This is a genomic window from Streptomyces sp. NBC_00457, from assembly GCF_036014015.1.
Lineage (GTDB): Bacteria > Actinomycetota > Actinomycetes > Streptomycetales > Streptomycetaceae > Streptomyces.
Window position 1 is genome coordinate 1,749,423 of sequence record NZ_CP107905.1, and the last position, 25,539, is coordinate 1,774,961.

25 protein-coding genes and 1 riboswitch are annotated in these 25,539 nt (G+C 70.7%); of the genes, 5 read left to right on the plus strand and 20 right to left on the minus strand.

What is annotated here, in order from left to right:
• The first annotated feature begins 81 nt into the window (after positions 1–81).
• On the plus strand, positions 82–789 hold the full coding sequence (locus OG828_RS08130; protein ID WP_328500644.1) for a transketolase: 708 nt from the start codon (positions 82–84) through the stop codon (positions 787–789).
• Between the two features lie 89 nt (positions 790–878).
• Complete coding sequence (locus OG828_RS08135) at positions 879–1,778, plus strand: transketolase family protein (RefSeq protein ID WP_328500645.1); 900 nt, start codon at positions 879–881, stop codon at positions 1,776–1,778.
• Positions 1,779–1,900: 122 nt separating this feature from the next.
• Here OG828_RS08135 and OG828_RS08140 read toward each other — a convergent pair whose 3' ends face one another.
• The 13 genes from OG828_RS08140 to OG828_RS08200 all read right to left on the minus strand — a co-directional run bounded on the left by OG828_RS08140 (position 1,901) and on the right by OG828_RS08200 (position 13,898).
• Positions 1,901–2,260 carry an MmcQ/YjbR family DNA-binding protein gene (locus tag OG828_RS08140; RefSeq protein ID WP_328500646.1) on the minus strand — a complete coding sequence of 120 codons (360 nt, stop codon included), beginning with the start codon at positions 2,258–2,260 and terminating at the stop codon, positions 1,901–1,903.
• 30 nt (positions 2,261–2,290) lie between these two features.
• Complete coding sequence (locus tag OG828_RS08145; protein ID WP_328504821.1) at positions 2,291–2,818, minus strand: GNAT family N-acetyltransferase; 528 nt, start codon at positions 2,816–2,818, stop codon at positions 2,291–2,293.
• Between the two features lie 5 nt (positions 2,819–2,823).
• Entirely contained in the window at positions 2,824–3,402 is a 579-nt protein-coding gene (locus tag OG828_RS08150) for a helix-turn-helix domain-containing protein (protein ID WP_328500647.1), read from the minus strand.
• Between the two features lie 54 nt (positions 3,403–3,456).
• Positions 3,457–4,359: a LysR family transcriptional regulator gene (locus OG828_RS08155; protein WP_328351791.1), complete on the minus strand. Its 903-nt coding sequence runs from the start codon at positions 4,357–4,359 to the stop codon at positions 3,457–3,459.
• Entirely contained in the window at positions 4,356–5,558 is a 1,203-nt protein-coding gene (locus OG828_RS08160; protein WP_328437314.1) for a glycine C-acetyltransferase, read from the minus strand. The genes OG828_RS08155 and OG828_RS08160 overlap by 4 nt, the downstream gene beginning before the upstream one ends.
• A 28-nt stretch (positions 5,559–5,586) precedes the next feature.
• On the minus strand, positions 5,587–6,615 hold the full coding sequence (gene tdh / locus OG828_RS08165; RefSeq protein ID WP_328500648.1) for an L-threonine 3-dehydrogenase: 1,029 nt from the start codon (positions 6,613–6,615) through the stop codon (positions 5,587–5,589).
• A 183-nt stretch (positions 6,616–6,798) separates the two neighbouring features.
• Positions 6,799–7,377: a GAF domain-containing protein gene (locus OG828_RS08170; protein ID WP_328351800.1), complete on the minus strand. Its 579-nt coding sequence runs from the start codon at positions 7,375–7,377 to the stop codon at positions 6,799–6,801.
• Between the two features lie 59 nt (positions 7,378–7,436).
• The gene (locus OG828_RS08175) at positions 7,437–8,054 is read right to left on the minus strand and encodes a GTP-binding protein (protein ID WP_328500649.1); all 618 of its coding nucleotides are present in this window, start codon (positions 8,052–8,054) and stop codon (positions 7,437–7,439) included.
• Positions 8,032–8,403, minus strand: a complete 372-nt coding sequence (locus tag OG828_RS08180) for a DUF742 domain-containing protein (protein WP_210575524.1) — start codon at positions 8,401–8,403, stop codon at positions 8,032–8,034. The genes OG828_RS08175 and OG828_RS08180 overlap by 23 nt, the downstream gene beginning before the upstream one ends.
• A 2-nt stretch (positions 8,404–8,405) precedes the next feature.
• Positions 8,406–8,840, minus strand: coding sequence for a roadblock/LC7 domain-containing protein (locus OG828_RS08185; protein WP_210575418.1), 435 nt, complete (start codon positions 8,838–8,840; stop codon positions 8,406–8,408).
• 80 nt (positions 8,841–8,920) lie between these two features.
• Complete coding sequence (locus tag OG828_RS08190; protein ID WP_328500650.1) at positions 8,921–11,209, minus strand: ATP-binding protein; 2,289 nt, start codon at positions 11,207–11,209, stop codon at positions 8,921–8,923.
• 498 nt (positions 11,210–11,707) lie between these two features.
• Positions 11,708–12,961, minus strand: coding sequence for an MBL fold metallo-hydrolase (locus tag OG828_RS08195; RefSeq protein WP_328351813.1), 1,254 nt, complete (start codon positions 12,959–12,961; stop codon positions 11,708–11,710).
• A 109-nt stretch (positions 12,962–13,070) separates the two neighbouring features.
• Positions 13,071–13,898: an MOSC domain-containing protein gene (locus OG828_RS08200; RefSeq protein WP_328500651.1), complete on the minus strand. Its 828-nt coding sequence runs from the start codon at positions 13,896–13,898 to the stop codon at positions 13,071–13,073.
• A 142-nt stretch (positions 13,899–14,040) separates the two neighbouring features.
• On the opposite strand from OG828_RS08200, the gene OG828_RS08205 reads away from it, so the two are divergent.
• Positions 14,041–15,213 (plus strand): Glu/Leu/Phe/Val dehydrogenase dimerization domain-containing protein, encoded by a 1,173-nt coding sequence (locus tag OG828_RS08205; RefSeq protein ID WP_328500652.1) that lies wholly within the window; start codon positions 14,041–14,043, stop codon positions 15,211–15,213.
• A 42-nt stretch (positions 15,214–15,255) separates the two neighbouring features.
• Positions 15,256–15,876 carry a TetR/AcrR family transcriptional regulator gene (locus OG828_RS08210; protein ID WP_328437320.1) on the plus strand — a complete coding sequence of 207 codons (621 nt, stop codon included), beginning with the start codon at positions 15,256–15,258 and terminating at the stop codon, positions 15,874–15,876.
• A 68-nt stretch (positions 15,877–15,944) separates the two neighbouring features.
• On the opposite strand, the gene OG828_RS08215 is transcribed toward OG828_RS08210, so the two are convergent.
• The 3 genes from OG828_RS08215 to OG828_RS08225 form a co-directional block, all read right to left on the minus strand.
• Positions 15,945–16,730 carry an SGNH/GDSL hydrolase family protein gene (locus OG828_RS08215; protein WP_328500653.1) on the minus strand — a complete coding sequence of 262 codons (786 nt, stop codon included), beginning with the start codon at positions 16,728–16,730 and terminating at the stop codon, positions 15,945–15,947.
• 234 nt (positions 16,731–16,964) lie between these two features.
• On the minus strand, positions 16,965–17,936 hold the full coding sequence (locus OG828_RS08220) for a LysM peptidoglycan-binding domain-containing M23 family metallopeptidase (protein WP_328500654.1): 972 nt from the start codon (positions 17,934–17,936) through the stop codon (positions 16,965–16,967).
• Positions 17,937–17,938: 2 nt separating this feature from the next.
• Positions 17,939–18,104, minus strand: a riboswitch (cyclic di-AMP (ydaO/yuaA leader).
• A gap of 296 nt (positions 18,105–18,400) precedes the next feature.
• Positions 18,401–20,470, minus strand: coding sequence for an alpha-galactosidase (locus tag OG828_RS08225; RefSeq protein WP_328500655.1), 2,070 nt, complete (start codon positions 20,468–20,470; stop codon positions 18,401–18,403).
• Positions 20,471–20,641: 171 nt separating this feature from the next.
• Between OG828_RS08225 and OG828_RS08230 the strand changes: the two genes are divergently transcribed.
• Positions 20,642–21,439, plus strand: a complete 798-nt coding sequence (locus tag OG828_RS08230; protein WP_328500656.1) for a tyrosine-protein phosphatase — start codon at positions 20,642–20,644, stop codon at positions 21,437–21,439.
• 9 nt (positions 21,440–21,448) lie between these two features.
• On the opposite strand, the gene OG828_RS08235 is transcribed toward OG828_RS08230, so the two are convergent.
• The 4 genes from OG828_RS08235 to dxs form a co-directional block, all read right to left on the minus strand.
• Positions 21,449–21,571, minus strand: coding sequence for a DUF6126 family protein (locus tag OG828_RS08235; protein ID WP_328500657.1), 123 nt, complete (start codon positions 21,569–21,571; stop codon positions 21,449–21,451).
• Entirely contained in the window at positions 21,568–22,161 is a 594-nt protein-coding gene (locus OG828_RS08240) for a helix-turn-helix domain-containing protein (protein WP_328500658.1), read from the minus strand. The genes OG828_RS08235 and OG828_RS08240 overlap by 4 nt, the downstream gene beginning before the upstream one ends.
• An 82-nt stretch (positions 22,162–22,243) precedes the next feature.
• Positions 22,244–23,629, minus strand: coding sequence for an aspartate aminotransferase family protein (locus OG828_RS08245; RefSeq protein WP_210575396.1), 1,386 nt, complete (start codon positions 23,627–23,629; stop codon positions 22,244–22,246).
• Positions 23,626–25,518, minus strand: coding sequence for a 1-deoxy-D-xylulose-5-phosphate synthase (gene dxs, locus OG828_RS08250; RefSeq protein ID WP_328500659.1), 1,893 nt, complete (start codon positions 25,516–25,518; stop codon positions 23,626–23,628). The genes OG828_RS08245 and dxs overlap by 4 nt, the downstream gene beginning before the upstream one ends.
• Positions 25,519–25,539 lie beyond the last annotated feature (21 nt).

Sequence of the window (25,539 nt, forward strand, 5' to 3'; positions counted from 1 at the left end):
GTCGCGCACTCGTTTGTCCGGGGCGCCTCGCACAAGGTCGCACTTGACCTCAAGTTTGATTGAGGTTGCAGGATCGTCGACATGACGATCACCGAGGAAGACAGGCGTACGTACGGCTACGCGGACCTGCCCCGGCTCATGAGCCTGATGTCGGGCGACGAGAAGCACGGACCCGCGGCGACGTCCACGCTGGATGCGCTGTGGGTGCTCTACGACCGGGTGCTGCGGGTGCGCCCGGAGCTGATGGAGGACCCGGAGCGGGACCGGTTCCTGCTGTCCAAGGGGCACGGGCCGATGGCGTACTACGCGGTCCTGGCCGCGAAGGGCTTCGTGCCCGTGGACTGGCTGCCGGACTTCGGCTCGTACGACTCCCCGCTCGGCCATCACCCCGACCGGGTGCTCGTGCCGGGGGCGGAGATCGGCAGCGGTTCGCTGGGGCACGGGCTGCCGATCGCCGTCGGTACAGCGTTGGGACTGCGCGCGCAGGGGCTCGACGAGCCGCGGGTCTGGACGCTTGTCGGCGACGCCGAGCTGGACGAGGGCAGCAATCACGAGGCGATCGCCTTCGCCGGGCCGGCCGGGCTGGAGCGGCTGCACACCGTCGTCATCGACAACGCGTCCGCCACCTACGCGCGGCACGGCGGGATCGCCGCCCGTTTCGAGGTCGCGGGCTGGTCGGCAGTCACGGTCGACGGACGCGACCACGAGGCGCTGTACGCCGCCTGCACCGCCCCACACCCGGGTCGCCCGCACGTGGTCGTGGCCCGCGTTGAGCCGAAGTACGCCTGAGCGCCGCGCACACATCCACTGCGAACTCACGCCCACGCCACACTCCGCACTCACGCCCCCTCCGAACTCAACAGAAGGGCTCGAACTCCATGGACACCATGCGTGACCGTTTCGTTCCCGTCGCCTCGCGGCTGCTCGACGAGGATCCGCGGGTCGCGGTCGTTCTCGCCGTGATCGGCTCGGACAGTTTCGAGGAGGCGCGGCGCACGCATCCCGACCGGGTGATCGACGTCGGTATCCGCGAGCAGTTGCTGGTCGGGGCGGGCGCGGGCCTGGCGCTCACCGGAATGCGGCCGATCGTGCACACCTTCGCCAGCTTTCTCGTGGAACGGCCCTTCGAGCAGGTGAAGCTGGACCTCGGACATCAGGACGTCGGTGCGGTGCTGGTGAGCGCCGCCGCGTCCTTCGACTGGCCGGCCGGCGGGTACACACACATGGCGCCGGGCGATGTGGCGCTGCTCGACACCCTGGACGGGTGGACCGTCCATGTGCCGGGGCATCCGGACGAGGCCGAGACGCTGCTGCGCCATGCGGTCGGCGCCGGTGACGACAAGGTGTACGTCCGGCTGTCCGTCCAGTCGAACGCGGCCGAACGCCCGGTCGACGGGGCACGCTTCGTCACCGTCCGCGAGGGCCGCTCCGGTGTCGTCGTCGCCGTGGGGCCGATGCTCGACGCCGTGCTGGACGCCACCGAGGGCCTCGACCTGACCGTCCTGTACGCGACGACCGTACGGCCCTTCGACACGGACTCGCTGCGCCGGGCAACGGAAGCCGCCGGAACCGATGTCGTCCTCGTCGAGCCCTACCTCGCCGGTACGTCGACCGCCGCCGCGAACGACGCGCTCGCCGACGTACCCCACCGCGTCCTGGGCCTGGGCGTCGGCCGCCGTGAGCTGCGGCGCTACGGCAGTCTCGAGGAACATGTCGCCGCGCACGGCTTGGACGCCGGGTCGCTTCGGGAGCGGATCACGGGGTTCGTGGGCCGCTAAGCGCTCCGCTGGATGTGCCGTGATGGGCCGTCGTTCGACCGCGGCGCCATCGTGGCTGGTCGCGCAGTTCCCCGCGCCCCTTTGGGGCGCGGCCGAACCGTAGCGGACTTCGCCGAGCCCGCTCAGTCCGCCGCCGGCTGCCCCAACTCCGGGTACGCCTCCAGCAGTCGGCTCGGCGCAGCCTGCCGCCAGGAGTCCGCGAGGATGTCCCGCAACTCCCCCTCGTCCTCCAGCGCGGCGAGCCGGACCCGGACCCAGGCGAACATCGCCTCGTGCTCGGCGATCCAGAACTTCTCCGGCTCGGCCAGGACCAGTTCGTCGCGCTCCTCCTTGGGGCAGCGCACAGCGATGGAGGTCTCCTCCTCGGGCAGCGTGGCGAACATCTTCCCCGCGACCCGGAATGTGGGCATGCTCCAGGCGATCTTCTCCGTCGTGTCCGGCAAGGACAGGGCGATCCGTCGTACGTCTTCGGCATCCGGCATGGGACGCACGGTAGCGGCTCCCACTGACATTCAGCAGGTGAGAGTGCTCGCTCCGACCTGCTTGAAGTAGATGGTCGTCGGCCGCAGCACCCCGGCCGGGCTCGCCGCGTAGTCGGGTATCGCGCCGAGCCGGGTCCAGCCGGCCGAGCGGTAGAGGCGTTCGGCGAGGCTGTCGGTCTCGGTGTCGAGGTGGAGGAGGGTGATGCCCGCTTCGGCTGCCGCCCGTTCCGCGGTGTCCAGGAGCGTACGGCCGAGGCCCTGCCCCCGCGCGTCCCGGAGCACCATCAGCTTGACCAGCTCGGCACGGTGACGGCTGTTGGGCTTGGCGGGGAAGGCCAGGCTGACGGTTCCGGCCACCCGGCCGCCCTCGTCATGTGCGATCCACACCGCGAGTCGCCCGGCGGCGACTTCGGCGGCCCACTCCGTCCACCACGCCACAGCCGCCGCGCGGTCGAGCGGCGCGAGGAAGCCGATGGAGGCGCCCGAGTGCACGGTGTCGGTGAGCAGGTCGGCCAACTCCTCGACCGCCGCGAGCAGTTGATCCGCGTCCCAGCGCATGACGTTCACGGCAGCACCACCGCCAGCACATACCGGACCTCCTCGGCACCGGCGCACCGGAACCGCGTCGGCCCCCACACCCGCAGCCGCAGGCAGTCACCCGTATCGAGCCGGTGCTCCACGTCCTGCGCGGTCACCTCCAGGGCCCCCTCCAGCACCCAGATGTGCTGCTCCAATCCCGGCACGGGCGGCCGGTCGTACGCGATGTCGGCGCCCGCGGCGAGCCGCCCCTCGACGAGCTCGCCGCGCAGCCCGGCGTGCGGCGGGGACACGGAACGCCGTACGAAGCCGGAGGACCGGTCCTCCCACACGGGCTGCTCGGTCGCCCGCACCAGCAGCGCGGGCTCCTGCTCGACCTCGCTGAGCAGCTGGGACATGGTCCGCCCGTAGACGGCGCAGAGGCGGTTGAGGAGGGATGCCGTGGGGCTGATCTCCGCGCGCTCGGCGCGCGACAGCGTCGACCGGCTCACTCCGCTGCGCTCGGCCAACTCCCCGAGCGACCAGCCCCGTTCGGACCGGAGCTCGGCGAGGCGAGCACCGAGCCGGGCGTCCACGGGGTCGGGCGCGACTTCGATGTGTTTCATATTCGGGATGCTATCCCATATACGAGAAGCCCACTTATGAGAACCCGGAGGGCCTCAGCCCTGGGCCACCGCTCCCAACGCGTCCAGCACCGGACGGATCAGCGGATGCTCCTCCGCTCCCCTCCGTACGGCCGCGAAGACCCGGCGGGTGGGCGCGACCCCGTCGACCGGGCGGACCACCACGCCCGTGAGGTCCATGCCGTGCAGTGCGGAACGGGGTACGAGCGCGACGCCCGCGTCGGCCGAGGCGAGGGCGACGACGGCGCGGAAGTCGTCCGAGGAGTGCTCCAGGCGGGGCTGGAATCCCGCGCTCTCGCAGGCGAGGACGACGACGTCGTGGCACGGATTGCCGGGGTACGGGCCGATCCACGGGTCCTTCGCCAGCTCCGCCAGCGGCACCTCCTCGGCGTCCGCCAGCCGGTGGCTGACCGGGACCACCGCGTCGAACGGCTCGGCGTACAGCGGCACATGGGCCAGCCGCGGATCGTCGGCGGGCGGCGCCCCTCGGTACTCGACGGCGACCGCGACATCGACCTGCCGGTCCAGCACCATCGGCAGGCTGGCGTCGCCCTCGGCGTCCTGCACGCGGATGCGGATGCCGGGCGCCGTCAGGGCGAGGCGGGCCACCGCGGGCGCGACGACCAGGGCGATGCCGGTCGCGAAGGAGGCGACGGTGACCGTGCCGGCGGCTCCCGAGCTGTACGCGGCCAGTTCCGCCTCGGCGCGCTCCAGCTGGGCGAGGACCACGTTGGTGTGGCTGAGCAGGATCTCGCCGGCCGGAGTGAGCCGTACGCCCTTCGCTCCGCGCTCCACCAGCCGGTGGCCCGTCTCCTGCTCCAGCGCCGTCAGCTGCTGGGAGACGGCGGAGGGGGTGAGGTAGAGCGCGGCGGCAGCCGCCGTCACCGTGCGGTGGTCGGCCACCGCACGGAGGATGTGGAGCCGCCGCGCCTCGATCATGCGTCCGATTCTCCCAGGTCCGCACGCGCCGCGACGAAGGCGTCGACCGCACGGTTCACATCCGCCGTCGAGTGCGCGGCGGACAGCTGGACACGGATACGGGCCTGGCCCTGCGGTACGACCGGGTAGGAGAAGCCGATCACATACACCCCGCGCTCCAGCAGCAGCTCCGCCATCCGCCCGGCGACGGAGGCGTCACCGATCATGACGGGGGCGATCGCATGGTCCCCGGGGAGGATGTCGAAGCCCTCCTCGGTCATGCGGCGGCGGAACAGCGCCGTGTTCTCGGCGAGCCGGACCCTCAGGTCGTCGGCGGACTCCAGCAGGTCGAGCACCTTCAGGGAGGCCGCCGCGATCACCGGGGCGAGCGTGTTCGAGAAGAGGTACGGCCGTGAGCGCTGCCGCAGCAGGGCGACGATCTCGGCGCGTGCGGCGACGTAACCGCCGGAGGCGCCCCCGAGCGCCTTGCCGAGGGTGCCGGTGATGATGTCGACGCGGTCCATGACGCCATGCAGCTCGGGGGTGCCGCGGCCGGTCGGGCCGACGAAGCCGACGGCGTGCGAGTCGTCGACCATGACCATCGCGTCGTAGCGGTCGGCCAGGTCGCAGATCTCGCGCAGCGGGGCCACATAGCCGTCCATGGAGAAGACGCCGTCGGTGACGATCAGCCTGCGCCGGGCGGACTGCGCCTCCTTCAACTGCCGTTCCAGATCGGCCAGATCGCGGTTGGCGTAGCGGAAGCGGCGGGCCTTGGACAGGCGGATGCCGTCGATGATCGAGGCGTGGTTGAGGGCGTCGGAGATCACCGCGTCCTCCGCGCCGAGCAGCGTCTCGAACACGCCGCCGTTGGCGTCGAAGCAGGAGGAGTACAGGATCGTGTCCTCCTGGCCGAGGAACGCCGACAGCCGTGCCTCCAGCTCCTTGTGCACCTCCTGCGTGCCGCAGATGAAGCGCACGGAGGCCATGCCGTAGCCCCAGCGGTCCAGGGCCGCGTGAGCGGCGGCCACGACCTCCGGGTGGTCGGCGAGGCCGAGGTAGTTGTTGGCGCAGAAGTTGAGCACCTCACCGGGCCGACCGCCCGCGCTGACGTGCACGGTCGCCGACTGCGGGGTGTCGATCACCCGCTCGGGCTTGTGCAGCCCGGCGGCACGGATCTCGTCGAGGGTGGCGCGGAGGTCGTCGCGCACGGAGTCGAACATGGCTGAAGCTCCTGAAGCTGTAAGGGAGTTACGAGGTCCAGTCGAGGATGACCTTGCCGCCGCGGCCGCTCGCCGCATCGGCGAACGCCGCCTCGAAGTCGCGGTAGCCGTAGCGGCCGGTGATGACGGGCGCGAGGTCGAGGCCGCCTTCCAGCAGCACCGACATCGCGTACCAGGTCTCGAACATCTCCCGGCCGTAGATGCCCTTGACGGTGATCATCGAGGTGACGATCCGGGCCCAGTCGACCGGGAACTCCTGGGACGGCAGGCCGAGCATCGCGATCCGGCCGCCGTGCGTCATGTTCGCGATCATGTCGCGCATCGCCTCGGGACGGCCGGACATCTCCAGGCCGATGTCGAAGCCCTCGCGCAGCCCGAGTCGGCGCTGCCCGTCGGCGATCGTCGTGGCGGAGACATCGAGCGCGAGGCTGACGCCGATCTTGCGGGCGAGTTCGAGGCGTTCCTCGCTGACGTCCGTGATCATGACGTTCCGCGCGCCGGCGTGCCGGGCCACCGCCGCGGCCATCAGACCGATCGGGCCGGCGCCCGTGATCAGGACGTCCTCGCCGACCAGCGGGAAGGACAGGGCGGTGTGCACGGCGTTGCCGAACGGGTCGAAGATCGCGGCGACATCGAGGTCCACGGGCACACGGTGCACCCACACATTGGCGGCGGGCAGCGCCACGTACTCGGCGAACGCCCCGTTCCGTCCGACGCCGAGACCGATCGTGGCCCGGCACAGATGCCGCCGCCCGGCCAGGCAGTTGCGGCACTTCCCGCACACCAGGTGGCCCTCGCCGCTGACCCGGTCGCCGGCCGCTATGTCGGTGACGTCCCGGCCGGTCTCGACGACCTCGCCGACGAACTCGTGCCCGACGACCAGCGGGGTGCGGATCGCCTGCCGCGCCCAGCCGTCCCAGGACCGGATGTGCAGGTCGGTGCCGCAGATGCCGGTGCGCAGCACCTTGATCAGTACGTCGCCCGGTCCCACGGCGGGCTCGGGGACGTCCGCGAGCCACAGCCCGGGCTCCGCCTTCTCCTTGACCAGCGCCTTCAACGCTACGGCTCCTGACGGTGCGACCCCGGGTCCGGGCATGCCGAAGGCGCCCGCATCCGGGGAGAGGGGTGGAATCGCCCAGCAATCTGCCGTACGACACCGTCCCCGGTCCATCGAGGATTTCTTAAGCCGCGCCGCAGCTCCGCTTCACACCCGCGCGGCGGCCGGGCGGGACACCCGGTGTCAGAGCACCGGAAGCCCGTCGGCCTCCCGCCGCTCGAGCCGGGCGACGAGACCCGCCGCCGCCGACTTGATGGTCTCCAGGCCGGGTCTCCCCCAGGGCCGCGGTGCCACGTCGATGACGCAAATGGTGCCGAGCACCATGCCAGTGCGATCGATAAGCGGTGCGCCGAGATAGGAGCGGATGCCGAACTCGTCGACGACGGGGTTGCCGGCGAACCGCGGATAGTCGCAGACGTCCTCCAGGACGAGTGCCTTGCGTCGAACCACCACATGGGGGCAGAACCCATGGTCGCGCGGGAGGGTGCGGCCGAACTCCACAGTGGTGCCGTCGCCCTTCACGAACGGATCGATGGCGGGAAGATGCAGGCCCGCGAAGAACTGCCGGTTCTCGTCGATGAAGTTGACCATGGCGTACGGCGCCGCGGTCAGGTCGGCGAGACCGTCCGCGAACGCGTCGAGGGCGGGCTCCGTCCGCTCCCCCAGGCCCAGCCGACGTAGCCGGTCCGCCCGGGCGGGGGCCTCCTTGTCCTCGGGCGTGAGCAACAGACGACCGGCCGGGCGCGGCGGGTCGTAGCTCATCGGCGCACTCCGTCGCTGTGGGGATGGCTCATAGGCGGGCTCCGTGGGGTGTGCGGGGATCACATGTGGGCGCCGTGGCTCGGCGCGGGGGCCGGGGCGTGGGCGATGAGGTGGCGTACGAGGGTCAGCAGGGTCTGAACGCCGGAACTGGAGATCCGGGCGTCGCAGCGCACGACGGGGATCTCCGGGTCGAGGTCGATGGCCGCGCGTACCTCCTCGGGGTCGTAGCGGTGGGAGCCGTCGAACTCGTTGATCGCGACGATGAAGCCCATGCCGCGCTGCTCGAAGAAGTCGACGGCGGCGAAGCAGTCCTCCAGTCGGCGGGTGTCGGCGAGGATGATCGCTCCGAGGGCGCCCTCGGAGAGCTCGTCCCACATGAACCAGAAGCGCTCCTGTCCCGGTGTGCCGAACAGGTACAACACATGTTCCGGGTCGAGGGTGATGCGGCCGAAGTCCATGGCCACCGTCGTCTCGACCTTGTTCTCGATCCCTTCGAGGTTGTCGGTCGCGGCGCTGACCGTGGTGAGCAACTCCTCCGTGCTGAGCGGTGCGATCTCGCTGACGGCGCCGACGAAAGTCGTCTTGCCGACCCCGAACCCTCCCGCCACCAGGATCTTGAGCGCGGTGGGGAAGGCTTCGGCGCCGTCGTCGTAGTCAGAGCTGTCGTCGTAGTCCATCGAGCACTGCCTCCAGAAGGGCCCGGTCAGTGGGGTTGTGGTGGAACTCGGGTGGCTTGGTGGTCAGGGCCCCGCAGTCGACGAGGTCGGACAGCAGCACCTTGGTGACCACCGCCGGCAGCTTCAAATGGGCGGCGACCTCGGCGACCGAGACGGGCGCGCGGCACAGGTCGAGGGCCTGCGCGTGCTCGGGGCCGAGGTAGCCGAGGGGGGTGGCCCCGGTGGCCCTCACCTGCGACAGGAGGTCGAGCGCGACGGTGGGCCGGGTGCGGCCGTTGCTGACCGTGAAGGGGCGCACCAGCCGTCCGGCCGCGTCGTCGAGCCAGGGCCCGTCGCCGGCCGCCGCCACGGTCAAGGCCTCAACGCCGTGGATTCGACGGCGTGCTGACGGGGCGCGGTCATCAGGTAGGGGCGGACGCTCTTGACCAGCATCGCCATCTCGTAACCGAGCACCGCCGCGTCGGCCTCACGGCCGGCCAGCACGGCGAGGCACGTGCCGGATCCGGCGGTGGTCACGAACAGCAGGGTCGAGTCGAGTTCGACGACGACCTGGCGCACGTCTCCGCCGTCGCCGAAGCGGACGCCTGCGCTGCGGCCGAGGGAGTAGAGGCCGGAGGCCAGGGCGGCCATGTGGTCGGCGCTGTCCGGGTCGAGGCCGTGGACCGACTTCACAAGCCCGTCGCAGGACAGGAGTACCGCGCTGCTGGTGTGCGGTACGCGCTGCACGAGGCCGCTCATCAGCCAGTCGAGATCGGATACCTGGCCGGTCGGCGCTTCGCTCGCCATGGTGGATCGACTCCTTGAGGTACGAAGGTCTGCGGGAGCGCTGGGGGTGGCGGTGGGCAGGGTGGTGTCTGCGGAGATGGTCATCCGGCTGGTGCGCTCCCGTCGTGCCGGGTGGTGGTGTGGTGGTCCGAGCGGGGCGGCACGCGACGCGCCTCCGTTGTGTGGGCCGGATCCATGGGCGGTAGGTCCATGGAATGGGCCCTGGTCATGGGTTCGGCATCTGTATGGGACGCATCCGGTCGGGTCGACGCGAGGCGCGTCGGCTCGGTGCGTACCGGTTCCATGTGCGCCGGTTCCATGTGTGCGGGTTCCATATGGCCGGACACCGTGTGTGGCCCCGAGTTCGTGTGTCCGGACACCGTGTCCGGAGTCTCCAGGGACGTGGCGTCCGTGCGCCGGGACTCCCTGTGTGGTGAGTCCATGTGCGGCGAGTCCATGTGCAGGGAGGCGCTGCTGTTCGGGACGTCTCTGTGGGCCGAGTCCATGTCCGCCGACTCCACACGGCCCGACTCCATGTGGCGCGACTCCATGCGGGCCGAATCCATGTGGCACGGCTCCACGTGGCCCGGCTCCACGTGGCCCGAATCCATGTAGCGCGACTCCACGCGGCCCGACTCCATGTAGCCCGGCTCCCTGTGCTGCTGTGCCTCCGCGAGCCCGATGCCACGTTGGAAGGCCGCCATGAGGCCGGGGTCGTGGCCGACGAGGTGGTCCGTGTCCTGGCGTGGTGCCGGTCCGTCGCGGAGTTGGGGTGCGATGTGTTCCTGGGCCCGGCGCCGGGGCAGTTGGGGCTTGCCCATGGTGCCGCGGACGGTGCCGGTGCGCGGCAGGGGCGGTGTGGCCGTGTTCTCGGCGACGAGCGGACGGTCCTCGGGCCGGATGCCCGGCAGGGCCTCGGCCGGATTGGGCCGTTCCTCGTGGACGCGCACGGGCAGCGGCATGGGCGGGCCGCTGTCCGGCATCGGAGCGGCGGCCCGAGGAGCCTGCCGGGGTGGCACGACGGTCGGCGCGGAGGGCGCGATCCGCTGCTGCCCCGCGTCGGGTGCCGGTGCCGGCACGGACCGCGGATGCTGCTGCGGCGGAACGGCCGCTCCCCCACCACCAACAGCCGCTCCCCCACCACCGGTTTCCTGCGGCGGCCGTACGACTCCCGGGGCGCCCGGATGCGTACCCAGCAACCCCTGCGGCACGACGAGTACGGCCTGGACACCGCCGTAAATGTTGTTCTGCAGGCGGACGTTGATGCCGTGCCGCCGGGCGAGCTGGGAGACGACGAACAGCCCGATACGGCCGTCGGCGAGCAGGCTGGCCACATTGACCTGGTCGGGGTCGGCGAGCAGAGCGTTCATCTTGCTCTGCTCACCGACGGGCATGCCGAGTCCGCGGTCCTCGACCTCGACCGCGAGCCCGGAGGTGACCAGGTTGGCGCGCAGCAGGACTTGGGTGTGCGGGGCGGAGAACACCGTGGCGTTCTCCACGAGTTCGGCGAGCAGATGGATCACGTCGGCGACGGCGTGTCCGCGCAGGGTGCCGTCGATCGGCGGCACGAGCTTGACGCGCGAGTACTGCTCGACCTCGGCGATGGCCGAGCGCAGCACCTCGGTCATGGAGACCGGGTTGCTCCACTGCCTGCGCGACACGGCGCCGCCGAGTACGGCGAGGTTCTCCGCGTGGCGCCGGATCCGGGTGGCGAGGTGGTCGACGTGGAAGAGACCCTTGAGCAGATCGGGGTCCTCGATCTCGTTCTCCAGCTCGTCGAGGATGGAGATCTCGCGGTGCACCAGCGACTGGAGGCGCCGGGCAAGGTTGAGGAAGACCTCCAGCTTCTGCTCGCTGCCCGCCTGGCTGGACAGCTGGGCGGCCTGCACGACGGCCGTGACGGCGCCGTCGTGTGCGCGGGCCAGGTCGGCGGCGAGCAGTTCGAAGTCGTCGGCGTCATCGGGGGGTCCGCTGCGCGGCTTGCGCTGGGGCGGTCCTTCGCCGCGCCGCAGCGCCTCGACGAGGGCCTTCAGATCGACCTCGCCGCGCGCGCTGCTCCGCCGCAGCGCGCCGACCCGGTCGCTCACGGACTTGGCGGCACGGTCGGCGGCCACGGCGGCGATGGCGATCCCGACGCAGGTCACCGAGACCGCGCCGGCGAGCACGCCCCACAGGGTGAGGCTGGGCTGCGCCCCGGTGGAGCGGACGGTGAACAGCACGGCGGCGCTGGCGCTGAGGGCGACCGCGACCGGCGGGAGCACGGCGAGACGCAGGAGTTGAGGCCGTATCTGCGTCTCGGGCAGCGCCGGTACGGGGCGGGCGGCCGGCCGCCCGTGCCTGCCGCCCTCGCGGCGGTCTGCGCGTGCTGCCGGTGCGCGGAGCTGAGACATCGGTGTCCTTGTGCTGTTCCGTCGGGCCTGGTTGCCAGGGGGTTTCGCGTGGCCGCCGCCGGTTTCGCGGGCCCTGCCGGTCGGGTCAGGGGTGATCCCCTGGCGTCGACTCCCTCCGCCGCCTCGCAGCTCCACCTGCCAGACCCCGCTCCCTGATCCGTCCTGGTCCTCGCACACCCCTCGATGCTGTGCACAAATCGGGCATGCGGCATCGTGATGCCGGTCGAGAGAACCGATGAATTCGGCCCTGCGTCGCCCAGCGGACACTCACAGTAGTCGCCTGAGCATCACGTGCGGTGCGCAGTTGACAAACTCCCACGGGCAGCGTCCCGCTCTGGTATGAGGCTTCGTACGACAGACCGATTAACGTCTCAAGTCCCGGCCTCGGAACGAGAAGACAGCGATCACAGCTGGTCAGAAGCGGTCATGAACAGACGGCCAGGGCCGGGGAGCGCTGCGCTCCCCGGCCCTGGCCGTCCATCGTTTTCCCGCCTGTGATCAGCCCGCCGGTACGGCCGCGGCCTCGCCGCTGTCCTCGGCAGCACTGCCCGGAACGTCACCGGCCGTATCCGCCGGGCCTTCGGTCGCGGTCTTCGTCGAGGCGCCGGTGTGAACGTCGGCGTCCGGCCATCCGCCGGCCGGGGCCGCGGCCACCGCACGCCACCAGGGCTCGGACGGCACGGTCTCGGCCGTGGGCTCGAAGGGCTCCCCGGGACGCGGCAGGGCCACGCGGGCGCCCTCCGCACGGGCGGCGGCGACGGTGCCCTCGCCGGGTTCCGCCCACGGGTGCATCGCCAGATTGAAGGTGGCCCAGTGGATCGGCATCATCACCCCGGCGGGTGTCCCGCCCTGGAGGTCCAGATGGGCGCGCATGCCCTCTTCGGGGGTCATGTGGATGTCGGGCCAGTACTCGGAGTAGGCCCCGATCTGGATCATCGTGGCGTCGAAGGGGCCGTAGTCGGCGCCGATGTCCTTGAAGCCCTCGAAGTAGCCGGTGTCTCCGCTGTGGTAGATCCGGTGGTTCTCGCCCGCGACCGACCAGGAGGCCCAGAGGGTGTGCTGGGTGTTGCGCAGTCCGCGGCCGCAGAAGTGGCGGGCCGGGGTGGCGGTCAGGGTGAGGCCGCCGACCTTGGTCTCCTCGTGCCAGTCCAGCTCGCGCAGCCGGTCCGCGGAGACACCCCAGTGTTCGAGGTGGGCGCCGACACCGAGCGGCACGGCGAACAGGGTGTCCGTGCCCGCCAGCGTCTTGATCGAAGGCATGTCCAGGTGGTCGTAGTGGTCGTGCGAGATGACGACGACGTCGACCGGGCCGAGCGCGGCCAGCGGCATGGGTACCGGGTGCAGTCGCTTGGGGCCGGCGAAGGCGAACGGGGAGCAGCGCTCGCCCCAGACGGGGTCGAACAGCACGCGCCGACCGTCTATCTCCGCGAGCACGCTGGAGTGCCCCATCCAGGTCAGCCGCAGTCCGGTGGCGGGCGGCCGGGAGATGTCGGCGAGGGTGGTGGCGTGCACCGGCACCGTGCCCTGTGGGGCGCGGCGGGGGCGGGTGTCCTTGTCGAAGAAACCCTTCGCGAGCTCCACGGACGAGCCGGAGGGCCGGGTCCGGGCCTCGCCGCCGGGATTCAGGAAGACCCCGTCCTTGAAGTGAGGCGATCTGCGGATACGGGCCAGACGCTCACCACTGGGGTCCGCGCCGAAGGCCGCGGGCTGCAGTGCGCGGAGCCCGGAGCTCAGGGAACGGAATCCGGTCACGGTACCTCCAGGGGGAATCGCTGAGGCTTCCATTATGGGTCGCCCCTCTGACACTCCCGGGTCGCCCCGGTCACGGGGGGATGTCCCACCCGTCTCCGCCCGCGGGTAACTACAGCTCCGAGTCGCCCCAGACCTGCACGTCCACCTCGTCCCCGACCGTCACCTTGCCCGGCCGCAGCACCGCGAACTTAGCCCCGAACGCGACTCCGCCCTCGGCCGCCCGACGGTAGCCGGCGAGCGTGCGCAGCGGTTCCGGGCCGTCCCTGGTCCCGGTCTCCTGGTCGACCAGGGTGACGGCGCAGCGGATGGCGAGCTTCGCGTAGCCCAGTTCGGCGTCGCCGAGGGTGATGCGGTGGGCGCGGTCCTCGGTGTGCGGTTCGTCCCAGCCGCCGACGACGACGTTCGGGCGGAAGCGGTCCATCGGCAGCGGGCTGCCGCCGCGCTCGGCGACCTTGGCGTTGAGGAGGTCCAGGGTGGAGCGGGAGAGCATGTGCAGTGCGCAGCTGTCGGCGTAGCCGGAGGTGCCCGGTGTCCGGCCGTCGGTCACCCGGTCGTGCTCGGGCGGCACGCGGACGAGTCTGCTGGGTGCCCGGAGCACGTCCGACAGCCAGGCTGCGGCCGTGTCCCCCTGGTCGATGCCCTGATACGGATTCCCGAACAGGTCGACCGGCCGCCGAGCCCCGGACGCGTCCACGTCGACGTGCAGGGCCTCGTACCCCGGCGCCCACAGCACCAGCCACTCCCCGCCGGCGCCGACCTCCGGCCGGATGAGCGACAGCCGCGGATCCCGCCGCTGCGTCCGGAACACTCCCTCCTCGCTGACGACCATGAAGCCGCGGTCGTGGGCGAGACCCGCGGGTGTCACGAGCGCCTCGCCCGGCGAGGTCCCGGCACACCCCTTGATGGGGTAGTAGGTCAGTTCGACGACATGAGCCATACCTTCGCCCCGCTCTCTCCGGCTTCCGTCGACGATATGACGCGCTGCCCTGCGGCCCGTCAACCGATTTCTCGTTGACACGACCGGACACCCGTCCCGATACTGACTGATCATTCAGTAACGCTCATCGCGAGGAGCCCGCATGACAACCCCCCTGATGTCGCTCGTGTGGACCGACCACGTCACCGGGCGCCAGGGCTTTCTGGTCGTCGACCGGCTGGTGCGCGGTGTGTCCAGTGGGGGTCTGCGGATGCGGGCGGGCTGCACCCTCGACGAGGTCACCGGACTCGCGCGCGGCATGACCATGAAGGAGGCGCTGCACTACGACCCCGAGGGCCGGTACGTCCCCCTCGGCGGCGCCAAGGGCGGCATCGACTGCGATCCGCAGGACCCGGACGCATACGAGCTGCTGGTGCGCTACCTGCGCGCCATGCGGCCGTACATCGAGACTGTCTGGACCACGGGCGAGGATCTCGGGCTCACCCAGGACCTGGTGGACCGGGCGGCCGCGGAGGCGGGGCTCGTGTCGTCGATCCAGGCCGTGTATCCGCTGCTGGACGACGAGGCCGCGGCCAGGCGCCGGCTCGCCGACGCGTTCGACGTCGACGTCGACGGCATCGGGCTCGACGAACTCGTCGGCGGCTGCGGGGTCGCCGAGTCGGCGCTCGCCGCGCTGGACCGGGCGAGCGTGCCGTATGCCGGAACGCGGGTCGCCGTGCAGGGCCTGGGCACCATGGGCGGGGCGACGGCACGCTTCCTCACGCGCGCGGGGCTCACAGTGGTGGCCGTCGCCGACATCAAGGGCACGATCGCCAATCCGCAGGGGCTCGACGTCGAGGCCCTGCTCGCCGCGCGGGACGCGTACGGGACCGTCGACCGCGGCGTACTGCGCCCCGGTGACCGGGAACTGCCGGGCGACGCCTGGCTGTCCGTCGGCGCGGAGGTGCTGGTCCCCGCGGCGGTCTCGTACGCGATCGACGCCGGGAACCAGGAGCGGATCACCGCCCGCTGGATCGTCGAGGCGGCCAATATGCCCGTACTGCCCGAGGCTGAGGAGCTGCTGGCCGCGCGCGGGGTCGTCGTGCTGCCGGACGTGGTCGTCAACTCGGGGACGAACGCCTGGTGGTGGTGGACCCTGTTCGGCGACATCGGGGCGGACGCGGACGAGGCGTTCGCATACACACGCCGTTCGATGCGCGCCCTGGTGGACCTGATGCTGGCCCGCGCGGAGACGGACGGGACGACGCCGCGGGCAGCCGCGCACGCCATCGTCGCGGACCGGCTGCCGGTGATCGCCGCACGGTTCGGGTGGTAACGGTGACGCGGGCCGTTGACATGTTCTGGGTAGGGTGAGCGCGTGGCGAGGGTGCGGTTGAGCGTGGCGGAGCGGCGCGAGGAGCTGCTGAAGGCCGCCATCGAGCAGATCGAGGCACGGGGCGTGGCGGCCGTCCGGATCGCCGACGTGGCCACGGCCCTGGGTGTGAGCAACGCGCTGGTGCTCTATCACTTCTCCACCAAGGAGAAGCTCGTCGCCGCGGCCTTCACCCACGCCGCCGAGGCGGACCTCGCGCAGCTGCGCCGGCTGCTCGGCCGCCGTACGACAGCGCTGCGCCGGCTTCGGACCGCCGTGCGCTGGTACGCGCCCACGGGCCAGGCCAAGGGCTGGCGGCTGTGGATCGAGGGCTGGGCTGCGGCGCTGCGCGAGCCCGCCCTGCGGGAAGTCACCCGGGACCTCGACAAGGAGTGGAAGGCCGCGATCGCCGAGGTCATCGCCGAAGGAGTGGCCGCGGGCGAGTTCCGCTGCCCGGATCCCACCGGCGCGGCCCTGCGCCTCACGGCCCTCCTCGACGGACTCGCCGTACAGATGACCGCCTACACCGGAGCGGTGTCACGCGCGCGTGCGCAGGAATGGGTGGACGACGCCCTCGCCCGCGAACTGGGGCTGGAGCGGGCGGCGTTCACGGCGTCGGGGCGGTGAGCGGGCCGGCTCTCAGCCGGGCGGGGTGGTGAGCCGGGCCGCCCCACCACCCCCGCTGAGGCACAGGCTCAAGCCACGGACGCGATCCGCTCCTTGATGTCGTCCGGCGACAGCGTGCCCTTCGCCGTCACATGGTCGCCCGACGACTCCCCGCGCAACCGCCGCCCGATCCACGGCACCAGATACTCGCGCGCCCAGTGGACGTCGTCCCGCCGCACCTCGAGGGTGCCGCGCGGCGGCAGCGGGGGCCAGGGCTGCTCGGGGTCGGCCGGGATCTCCAGGCCGAGGACCTGGCCGGCGCGCAGCGCCACGCGCGTGTGCCCCTCGGCCGAGAGGTGGAGCCGGTCGCCGTCCCAGGCCCGCCGGTCCTGAATGGCCTTCAGGGACCACAGGTCGAGCACCGGGCAGCCGTACCGGTCGGCGATGGCCCGGACATGTCCGTTGTAGGTGGCGATCTTGCCGCGCAGATGCTTCAGCACCGGGACGCGCCGGGTGTCGAAGCCGGTCGTCACCATGACGGTGCCGACGGCCGAGGTGAGTTGCACGATCGCCCGCTCGAAGCGCTCGGCGACCTCGTCGGGGTCGGTTCCGGGCCGGAGGATGTCGTTGCCGCCCGCGCAGAACGAGACCAGGTCCGGGGCGAGTCGGACGGCCCGGGGGAGTTGGTCGGCCACGATCTGGTCGAGGAGTTTGCCGCGCACGGCAAGGTTGGTGTACTCGAAGTCGCCCTCCGGCCGCCGGTCCGCGAGCAGTACCGCGAATCGGTCGGCCCAGCCGACGAACGCCCCGTCGGGGCCGGGGTCGCCGACGCCCTCGGTGAAGCTGTCCCCCAGCGCCACGTACGACCCGATCACTGATCTGATGTCATTCTTCGAATCGTCTGCCACATCGGCCCATGATTCACCTTCCGATGTGAGCTACGCGACCGTAGGAAGGGGTTGACGGACGGTGAGATAAGCCACTCCTAAAGTGTTCGCCAATTCAGGAATACGTCCCGACCGGGATTCCCGCACGGCCGACACCGAAGGCCGGACCCGGGGATCGGGGTCCGGCCTTCGGTGGCGTGGGGGCGGCTTAGGCGCCGGGTGTCAGCCGACGGAGACGCCCTTCGAGCGGAGGTAGGCGACGGGGTCGACGTCCGAGCCGTAGTCCGGGGTCGTGCGGATCTCGAAGTGCAGGTGCGGTCCGGTCGAGTTGCCGGTCGAGCCGGAGAGGCCTATCTGCTGGCCCGCGGCCACGCTCTGGCCGCTGGAGACGGAGAGCGAGGACAGGTGGGCGTACTGCGCGTAGTGGCCGTCGGCCAGCTTGATGACGACCTCGTTGCCGTACGCGCCGCCCCAGCCCGCGGAGACGACCGTGCCCGCGCCGACGGCCTTGAGCGGAGTGCCGGTCGGGGCGGCGAAGTCGACGCCGGTGTGGTAGCCGCTGGACCACATGCTGCCCGACATGCGGTACGGGGTACCGATACTGGCACCGGCCACGGGGAGGGAGAAGCCGCTAGCCGTGCTCGTGGTGTCGGAGGACTGGGTGGTCGCCGTGTTCGAGGACGACTTCGACGAACCAGAAGAAGACGCACCAGAAGCAGATGAATCAGAAGAACCGGACGACTTCGGCGAAGAAGCGGATGATGAAGGCGAATCAGACGAAGAGGACGACGACTTGGAAGAACCGGTCGTGGCCTTCTTGCCGATCGAGAGCTTCAGGCCGGGGTGGATCAGCGCCGGGTCGGAGCCGACGGCCTCCCGGTTGTCCGCATAGAGCTTCTTCCAGCCACCGCTGACATTCTGCTCGTCGGCGATCTTGGAGAGGTAGTCACCGGCCCTCACCGAATAGGTCCGCACACCCGAACTCTTCGCGGCGGCGGTCTTCTCGGCGGCCTTCTTTTCAGTCTGCGGAACCGACTGAACAGCCTTTTCCGAAACCGACTTTGCGGGAGCGGCGTGCGCTCCGGTGGCCCCCAGGAGCGGGAGGGCGAGCGCGGCGCCACCGGTTCCGGCGACGGCGATCGAGCGAGTGAAGCGCTGACTCTTGGGACGGCGGTGCTTACCCTTCGCGGGCATGACGAATTCCTCTCCGGCGCCTACGAGGTGAGCTGTCGGGTGCGGACTGGAGATGTCCGGCCGCGCGGTGGCGACTTAACCCCTAGCCGTTCCGGAGACCGGAACAGGCGTTGTACCAGTGGGTCCCCCGCTCCTGCCGTTCACGGGTGAGTTGAGCGGTCTCCGGGCGGCGGCAGGATTGGGCGTCCGTCCGGATTGGTGGCGAACGTAAGCGACCAAGACGCAAAGGGACAAGCAAGAGGTTCCATGGTTGTGCGTTTCTCTTGATCCCTTGTGAGAAAACCCAGTCACCCTCCGTGAATTCCGCCCCTGTCGGCGGATTCAATCCCCTGGAAAAACACGTGAATTACGTGAACATGACGGACAACGCTCGGTCACGAATATGACGCTGCTCACGCAGCTTCACCCCAGGAGGCTTTATTCCAGACCGAGTTGGAATGAAGATCCTAATTCGGACAGATCACTCAGATGCGACGCAGGCGGAGAACTGTCGCATCGAGGTCACCACGCAGCCCCGTGCGCAACCCGTGATGCAGCAAAACCGCACCCCGGTGAACTTCGCCCGTTTCGCGGCATTCATACGACGCTGTCGGGTCGAGGCCGCGCAGCCGCAGCGCCGGAACGGGCTCGCCGTAACGCTGCGCCTCGAGCCAGGCGAGGACGACGGTCTCGTCGCCGAGCACGTACTGCACCGCACTCAGCCCGCCCTGCGGCGGCCGCAGCCGGTACAGGTCGCCGCGCTGCACGAGGGGCCGGATCTCCTTGTACAGACCCACCCAGTTCCGGGCCTCGGCCAGCTCGTCGTCCGTCCACTCGGTGAGGTCACCGCCGACCCCGAGCACCCCGGCCATGGCGCTCACGAACCGGAAGCGCAGCGAGCTGACCCGGCCGTTGAGCATGGCGTTCGGGCTGTCGGTGACCCAGGCCGCCATCACGCGCGCGGGGTGGACCTGGCTGAAGCCGTGCTGGATGGCGAGCCGGTCGAGCGGGTCGGTGTTGTCCGAGGTCCACACCTGATCCGTACGGCTCATGATCCCGAGGTCGATCCGGCCGCCGCCGCCCGAGCAGGACTCGAAGGCGACGCCGGGGTGCGCGTCCCGCAGGCGGTCCAACAGGCCGTACAGCGCACGCACATGGTCGACCCACAACCGCTGCGGATACGCCTCTCCCGGCCAGCCCGCATCGGTGAAGCAGCGATTGAAGTCCCACTTCACATAGTCGATCGGGGCACTGGAGAGGAGCATGTCGAGCCGCTCCCAGAGGTACTCCTGAACGTCCTCGCGGGCGAGGTTCAGTACGAGCTGATTGCGGAATTCCGTCCGCTTGCGCCCGGTTTGATGCTGCACCCATTCAGGGTGGGCGCGATACAGATCGCTGTCCGGATTGACCATTTCGGGCTCGACCCAGATACCGAATTGCATACCGAGACCGTGCACGTGGTCCGCGAGCGGCTTGAGCCCGCCGGGGAAGCGGTCGGGGTTGGGTGTCCAGTCGCCGAGCCCGGCCCGGTCGCTGGTCCGCGCCCCGAACCAGCCGTCGTCGACCACGAACAGCTCCACGCCCATGTCCGCGGCCCGCCGCGCCAGCGCCCGCTGCTGCTCCTCGGAGATCTCGAACTCGGTGGCCTCCCAGGAGTTGAAGAGCACCGGCCGGTCCTCGCTCGCGTCCGGAATGACATACGTCCGCTGGTACGCGTGCCAGGCGCGGCTCGCCCCGCCGTAGCCGCCGTCGCTCCACAGGCCGGCGAAGACGGGCGTCGTGAACGACTCGCCCGCCGCCAGTCGCAGCAGGCCCGAGTCGTCGTGTCCGGCGCCGCCGGTAATCTGCACGCGCGCGTCGGCGAGTTGGGCCACGGCGATCCGCCAGGACCCGGACCAGCCGAGCGCACAGCCGTAGACCTCGCCGCGCTCCTCGGTCGCGTCGGTGTCCAGCGCCACCCAGGGCAGATGCTGATGTCCGGTATGTCCGCGGCGGCTGCCGATGACCTTCTCACCGTAGGTGAGGTCGGAGCGCACGAGCCGGGACTCCGCGGCCCAGCGGCCGTGCAACTGGGAGAGCCGCCAGCCGTCGCGCTCGGGCAGGGTCCAGGTCGCCGAGTCGGCCCGCAGCAGCTCGAGCTCCGGCCCTTCGTTGCCGAGGGTCACCCAGCGCTCCACGACGTCGTCGCGCATCCGGTAGTGCAACGTGACGGCCAGGCCACCGTCGCGGAACCGCAGCCGCAGCGCGTCGCCCTCGGCCTCGTACGCCTCGAAGCGCCACTCGGTGCCGCGCCGCTCCTCGGTGCGTACGGAGAGGGCGGGCCGGGCGAAGCGGGGGCCGCCCTCGACGGGGTACTCCTCGCGTCCGTCGAGCGGGGCCTCGAAGGGCCGGTAGTCCGGCAGCGGACGGACGGCGAGGGCCTCGGCGTCGGCGAGCGTGATCCGCGGGCCCCAGTGCAGGTGCAGCAGCTCGTGGTCGTCGGTGAGATGGATGGCGTAACCGCTGGTCGGCCCGGTCAGGAGCCACGTACGGCCATTCTCGGAAGTTTCCAGCATCACGTCTCCACAGTTCCGAACAGGTGCACTCAAGTACCAACATCATCTATGTCCGTGAACCCGGGGACAACGCCTGTGGACAACTCATTGCCCCAGGAATCCATGTCGTATCGTCGAGGGCGTGCCCGTCGACGAGCCGCGCCGACGAAGCCGACAGGGAGGGGAGCCCCCGTGACGCAGCAGATCCCGTCGACCGAGCCGGAGCTGGCCCGCGTGCGCAACTTCCGTGACGTGGGCGGACTGCCGACCGTGGACGGACGACGGGTGCGCCACGGCGTGCTGTACCGCAGCGGGCACCTCGCGCACGCTACCGAGGAGGACGCGGCGTTCCTCGGCTCGCTCGGCCTGCACACGATCTTCGACTTCCGCAACGCGGCCGACCAGAAGCTGGAGGGCCCGGACGTCGAGCTGCCCGGCGTGCGGAATGTGAACCTCCCGCTGACCGACCCGGCGGACGGCGCCGAGTTCTGGAAGATGGTCCGCGACGGCGACATCGACCAGCTGCGCACGATCCTCGCCGACGGCAAGGCCGCGCACCGGATGGTCACCTCGTACCGCACGATCATCAAGGAGCGCACCGCCGAGCACTCCCGCGTGCTGCATGCGCTCGCCGAGGACAGCGTCCCCGCCCTGATGCACTGCGCGGCCGGCAAGGACCGCGCCGGCCTCTCCATAGCCGTGACGCTGCTCGCCCTGGGCGTCGAGCGCGAGGCGATCGTGGCGGACTACCTGGAGTCGAACGCCAAGCACCGCCGCTACAAGGTCCACCGCAGCAGCAGCTCGGCCTCCGCCTACTCCCCCGAGATCATGGAACTGCTCAGCCCCCTCTTCGACGCCCGCGCCGAATACCTCACCGCGGCCTTCGAGACCATCGAGTCCACCTGGGGCGGCGTCGACACCTACCTGGAACAGGGCCTCGGAGTCACCCCCGAGACCCGCGAGCGGCTGCGCGAGCGCCTCCTCGACTAGGACCTACGGCTACTGCTTCGCCCCCAGCTCGAAGAGCAGGTAGACGAAGCCCGCGAACACGTGCCCCACCACGAGGTAGATGATCAGTCGCACCCACAGGGCGCGCGGGAACTTCTCCTCCATGTCGCTCATGGCATGACTCCAGGGTCGGGGCCCAGGCACAGTGCGGCCGTCGGGCTCTGCAGCAGGGTGTGGACGAACAGCAGCTCGAGCCCGTCGCGGTCCTCCGCGGCGATCCGATGCGGGGTCAGCGAGTCGAAGTGCGCGCTGTCGCCGGGCGCGAGCAGATGCGTGGTGTCCCCGAGGCGCAGCCGCAGCCGTCCCTGAAGCACATAGAGCCACTCCTCGCCGGGGTGCACCCGCACGATGTCGCCCTGGGAGCCGTGCGGCACGTGCAGGCGCAGGGCCTGCATACCGCGGCCGGGCGCCCCGGCCTGGCGGTACGTCCAGCCGCCCGCCGCGGTCGGTTCCATGTCCGCGGCACGTACGACGGCGTCCCGGTCGGCGACCGTCTCGCCTAGCAGTTCCGAGACGGTCGTACCGTAGATGCGGGCCAGGGCGAGCAGCATCGGCAGTGAGGGCTGGCGCTGTCCGGTCTCCAGCCGGGAGAGATGGGCGGGCGACAGCCCGGCGGCGCCCGCCGCGGCCTCAAGGGTGAGGGCGGCACGGCGCCGCAGGGCTCTCAGCTGCGGCGCCACGGCGGGCAGGTCGACAGAGCTCATGCCCTCCATTCAGCCGGAGGCTTGCCTGTGGGGCAAATTTCTTGCCCCACAGACAAAAGTCGCAGGCGAAGGCGCCGAACTCCTACCGGTTGGCCACCGCCTGCTTGACCAGCGTCTTCCCGAAGTCCCACATCAGACCGCCACCGCTGTGGGCGTCGTCCATCACGGCCGTGAAGGCCTCGACGAAGCGGTCCACCTCCCGCTCGCCGACGATCAGCGGCGGGATCAGCTTGATCACCTCGAGGTGGTCGCCGGAGACCTGGGTGAGGATCCGGTGCCGCTGGAGCAAGGGCACGACCACCATCTGCGCGAACAGGCCCTTGCGGGCTGCCTGCAGCATGGTCCAGCGGCTGCGCAGCTTCAGCGAGCTGGGCCTGCCGAACTCGATGCCGATCATCAGGCCCCGGCCGCGTACATCGGCGAGCAGTTCGTACTTGTCGACCAGGGCCGCGAGCCGGGACCTGAGCAGGTCGCCGGTGGCCCGGGCGTTCGCGACGATCTGCTCGTTCTCCATGACGGACAGGACGGCCAGCCCCGCCGCCATGGCCTGGGCGTTGGACCCGAAGCTCGCCGAGTGCACCAGCACACGGTCGATCGACGAGTAGACCTTCTTGAAGATCCAGTCCTTGCCGAGCGTGGCGCCCACCGGCACATAGCCGCCGGAGAGCGCCTTGGCGACGCAGACCAGGTCCGGTTCGACGCCGTCCTCGTGCTGGTAGGCGTAGAAGTCCCCGGTCCGGCCGAGCCCGGTCTGCACCTCGTCCGCGATCAGCAACGCCTTGTGCTTGTGCAGCAGATCCTGGGCGGCGCGCAGATAGCCGGGCGGGGGCTCGAGGACGCCCTTGCCCTGGATCGGCTCGACGATCAGGGCGGCGACGTCGCCCTTCTTCAACTCCCGTGCCAGCGCGACGAGATCACCGAGCGGTACGGCCGTGTCGGGCAGCAGCGGGGCGAAGCCGTCACGGAAGCCGTCCTCGCCGTTGACGGACAGGGAGCCGGTGGTCAGACCGTGGAAGGAGTGCTCGCAGTACAGGACGCGGGGCTTACCGGTGGCGCGGCGGGCGAACTTCAGCGCGGTCTCGACCGCCTCGGTGCCGCTGTTGCCGAAGAACACCCGGTCCAGATGCGGGCTGTGCGCGAGCAGCCGCTCGGCCAGCAGCCCGGGCAGCGGCTGGCAGTCGAAGCGGGTGAGGTCGGCGAGCTGTGCGTCGAGCACATCGTGCAGCGCCTTGCGGACGACGGGGTGATGGCGGCCCAGGCCCATCACCCCGAACCCGGCGAGCATGTCGAGGTAGTCGTCGCCGTCCGCGTCCCAGAAGTACGCGCCCTCGGCCCGCTCGTAGACCTTGTCGAAGCCGATGGTGTGCAGCATGCGCGGGAGCTGGTGGTTGAGGTACTTGGTGTGCAGCTCGTAGCGCTCGGCTCCGCGCTCGGCCAGCAGTGCGCCGAGGTCGAACTCCGTGGTCATTCGGGTTTCTCCTTGGCTGACTCTTTGACGGCCAGGCTCGCGCTGATCCGTCCGGCGACCTCGACGGGCGTGAGGCCGATGTCGGCGAGCACCTCGCCGCGTTTGGCGTGTGCGAGGAACTGCTCCGGGATGCCGAACCGCCGTACGGGCACGTCGACATCGGCGTCACCGAGCGCCAGCGCGACCGCCGCTCCGACCCCGGACGCGCGGCTGTTGTCCTCCACGACGGCGACGAGGCGGTGCTCGGCGGCGAGGCCGGGGAGCGCCGGGTCGACGGGTTTGACCCAGCGCGGGTCGACGACGGTGCAGCCGATGCCACGTGCCTCGAGCAGCTCGGCGGCCTGGAGGCAGACGGGCGCCATGACGCCGACGGAGACCAGCAGGACCTCCGGGGACTCTCCGCGGTGCAGTACGTCGATGCCGCCGACCCGGTCGACCGCGGGAACGCACGGCCCCACCGACTCCTTCGGGAACCGTACGAGGGTCGGCGCGTCGTCCACCGCGACCGCCTCGCGCAGCTGGGCCCGCAGTTGGTCGGCGTCGCGCGGCGCGGCGATCCTGAGGCCCGGCACGACCTGGAGGATCGACATGTCCCACATGCCGTTGTGGGAGGCCCCGTCGACACCCGTCACGCCGGCCCGGTCCAGGACGAAGGTGACGCCGCAGCGGTGCAGGGCGACGTCCATCAGGAGCTGGTCGAAGGCGCGGTTGAGGAAGGTGGCGTAGACGGCGACGACGGGGTGCAGTCCGCCGGTCGCGAGCCCGGCCGCGCTCACCGCCGCGTGCTGCTCGGCGATGCCGACGTCCCAGACCCGGTCCGGGAACCGTGCGGCGAACTTGCCGAGCCCGACCGGGTGCAGCATGGCCGCCGTGATCGCCACGACGTCCTCCCGCTCCTCCCCGATCCTGACGATCTCCTCGCCGAACACCGAGGTCCAGGACGGCCCGTTGGACGGCGCGAGCGGCTCGCAGGTGAGCGGGTCCATCACACCTACGGTGTGGAAGTGGTCCTCCTCGTGCGCGAGAGCGGGTTCGTAGCCGCGCCCCTTCTCGGTGAGGCAGTGCACCAGCACCGGCCCGTGGAAGCGTTTCGCGCGCCGCAGCGCGGACTCGACGGCGCCGATGTCATGTCCGTCGATCGGGCCGACGTACTTCAGGCCCAGGTCCTCGAACAGGCCCTGCGGCGCGAACGCGTCCTTGAAGCCCTTCTTGGCGCCGTGCAGTGCCTCGTAGACGGTGTTGCCGACGACGGGCGTGCGCTGCAGTACGTCCTTGCCCCAGGCCAGGACCTGTTCGTAGCTGTCGGTGGTGCGCAGGGTGGCGAGGTGGTTGGCGAGGCCGCCGATGGTGGGGGCGTACGACCGCTCGTTGTCGTTGACGACGATGATCAGCGGCCGGTTCTTGGCGGCCGCGATGTTGTTCAGCGCCTCCCAGGCCATGCCGCCGGTCAGCGCGCCGTCGCCGATCACCGCGACGACATGCCCCTTCTCCCCCTGCACCTGGCGGGCCTTGGCGAGCCCGTCGGCCCAGCCGAGCGCGGTGGAGGCGTGGCTGTTCTCGACGATGTCGTGCTCGGACTCCTCACGCGACGGGTAGCCGGAGAGGCCCCCCTTGCCGCGCAGCTTGGAAAAATCCTGACGCCCTGTCAGCAACTTGTGTACGTAGCTCTGGTGGCCGGTGTCCCACACGATGCGGTCGACCGGCGACTCGAAGACCCGGTGGAGGGCGACGGTGAGTTCCACCACCCCCAGATTGGGCCCGAGGTGACCGCCGGTCCTGGCCACGGCGTGCACCAGGAACTCCCTGATCTCGTCGGACAGTTCGCCAAGTTGCGCCTCGGACAGTGCCTTCAGGTCGCGTGGTCCCCGGATGCTCTCCAGAATCGTCACGTTCGCGGGCCCCCTTCGGTC